This window comes from Leptolyngbya sp. FACHB-36, from assembly GCF_014695955.1.
GTDB lineage: Bacteria > Cyanobacteriota > Cyanobacteriia > Leptolyngbyales > Leptolyngbyaceae > FACHB-36.
Genome location: NZ_JACJPG010000428.1, coordinates 1 through 2,252 on the forward strand (window position 1 = coordinate 1; position 2,252 = coordinate 2,252).

The window sequence follows — 2,252 nt, forward strand, 5'->3', positions numbered from 1 at the left end:
CTGCGATCGCACCGCACCTCTCGCGATCGCGACTTAATTCGGGATGGAGACACGATCGCTCAGATCTCGGCTCAGTTAGAACGTGATTTAGGTCCTGCTGAGCTTGCCCTAACTCTACGCAGCAGTAGTCGTCGGATCGTTGCTGTAAATGGCGAGACCCTGCGCCGCCAACTGGATTTTCTGGGCGTTCTAAACGTCGTGCAGTTCTCCAGCTTGGACCTGGATCTGGTGCGCGGAGGACCGGAACAGCGACGCACGTGGCTTGACTCGCTGCTGATTCAGCTTGAACCTGTTTATGCCTATATCTTGCAACAGTACAACCAGATTCTGCGACAGCGGAACGCGCTGTTGCGAGGTCTGCGCGGCGAGGAAACGGGAGATAGGGAAATAGGAGGATGGGAGGAGGACGAGCCGTCGGAACCTGAACTGGGCCGATCGCAGGAGCTTTCGTTGTGGAATGCTCAACTAGCAGCAGCGGGAACTCGTGTGATCCGGCGACGGGCAAGGGTGATCCGGCGGTTGGCGCCATTGGCAAACTACTGGCATCAAGCGATCAGCGGCAGGACCGAGGATCTCGACGTGCGCTATGCCCCAAACGTACCAATGCAGGAAGACTCACCGGAGCAGGTGCAGCAGGCGTTTTTACAGAAGTTTCAGGAGCGGACGATCGCGGAGCAATACCAAGGCACGACGCTGGTTGGTCCTCATCGCGACGAAGTAGAGTTCACAATTAATCAAACCTCAGCGCGGCAGTACGGCTCTCAGGGACAGCAGCGCACTCTGGTTCTGGCGCTAAAGCTTGCAGAGCTGAAGCTAATCGAAGAGGTGATCGGAGAGCCACCGCTGCTGCTGCTGGACGATGTGCTGGCAGAACTCGATTTGCATCGGCAGAATCAACTGCTAGAAACAATTCAGGAGCGCTTTCAAACTTTAATTACAACCACGCATCTCGGTGCATTTGATGCTCAATGGCTACATTCGTCGCAGATTTTTTCAGTCAAAACAGGGCAGTTGTCCGCTGAGTAAGAGAAGCACAAGCCGCTGCACTTATACGCGCTGAGTCGGCTTGAGGAACAGCCAGCTGACAAAGAAGAAACACGCCACAACGAGCTGGGCAAAATCGACTGGCGATAGATAGCCATCAGAGAGCAAGGCGATACTGCGATCGGTGATTCCAAATACCCAACAGGAAACGCCTAGAAACCAAATACCCTGCTTGAGATTGCCTAAAAACGGGTAGAAATGAGCGGATGGCTTGCTTTCCATGGGTTTAGTGCTGTCTTTTAGCTTGAGATGAGCGTCACAGTGTGCTGAATATAGGGTGCTAAGTATGGGGAGATTGATTCACCTTCCTGCTTAAGGTCCATGTTAAAAAATATTTTTAAGGGTTGCCATAGATCCCCAGAGGTATTAAAGGAATTTTGATCAGTTCTCTAACGTGATAGCCAAGTAGTTAACCTGCGCGATCGTATCTGCCTCGATCGTGCTTATTTGAAGTGCTAGCCTGAAAAAGTCGTCTTCTCTCTCGTGGTAGAGTAGCAACGCTGTATGACTGAACCATCAAAAACAGGACTTGCCCACTCCGTACTGAGGGTGCCAAGCGGATTTGTGGCTGGCGCAACCTATCCCTTGCAGGCTGCCCTTCTGCTAGCACGATCGCCCACATTGTGGAGCTTTGTAGCCGTTCCTGTTCTAGTCAATTTGATTCTGGGCGTGGTTCTATATCTGGGTTTGCTGTTTCCAGCGTGGGGGGCGATTGCCGCTTGGACAGGCGGCTTGCCCATCAGATTAGCCAACTGGGTAGCGGGATTGCCACCTTGGGCAGCGCGTATTCTTGGCTGGCTACCAACGGGAGCCTCATTTGTAGATGAAGTACTGAGTGGGTTATTGGCGATCGTTTTGCTCGTCTTAACTGGCTTGCTTCTCGTTCAGTTTGGGGCGATTCTGGGTGCGCCGTGGTATGGCAGCTTGGCAGAACGCATCGAGCAGCTTCGTCTAAAACAGCTACCACCGACAGAACCGCAGACCGTGACGCGAGCGCTGTACGACATCTGGCGGGCATTAACCTTTCAGGTGAAGAAGCTGCTGCTAGCAGGCGCGATCGGGATTCCCTTCTTTTTGCTGAATTTGGTGCCAGGGATTGGAAGCGCGATCGCTAGCGTTGGCGGTATTGCCTTAGCCGCGCTGCTCGTCGGCTTAGACTTCTTTGACCCACCTTTAGAGCGTCGTCGGTTCAGTTTTCGAACCAAGCT

The 2,252-nt window shown here is 53.2% G+C and carries 3 protein-coding genes; 2 read left to right on the forward strand and 1 reads right to left on the reverse strand.

Features of this window, described 5'->3' with window-relative positions; translation table 11 throughout:
• Positions 1-1,026, forward strand: a 1,026-nt coding sequence (recF, locus tag H6F43_RS23115; protein ID WP_190342990.1) for a DNA replication/repair protein RecF, incomplete at its 5' end; no start/stop codon positions are given.
• Positions 1,027-1,047: 21 nt separating this feature from the next.
• Here recF and H6F43_RS23120 read toward each other — a convergent pair.
• The gene (locus tag H6F43_RS23120; RefSeq protein WP_190342991.1) at positions 1,048-1,266 is read right to left on the reverse strand and encodes a hypothetical protein; all 219 of its coding nucleotides are present in this window, start codon (positions 1,264-1,266) and stop codon (positions 1,048-1,050) included.
• A 282-nt stretch (positions 1,267-1,548) separates the two neighbouring features.
• Here H6F43_RS23120 and H6F43_RS23125 point away from each other — a divergent pair.
• A partial coding sequence (locus tag H6F43_RS23125; RefSeq protein ID WP_190342992.1) for an EI24 domain-containing protein occupies positions 1,549-2,252 on the forward strand: 704 nt, incomplete at its 3' end.

What these genes read in the sequence shown, in the direction of transcription:
- H6F43_RS23120 (WP_190342991.1), bottom strand. Translation starts at nt 1,266, where the DNA reads ATGGAAAGCAAGCCATCCGCTCATTTCTACCCGTTTTTAGGCAATCTC.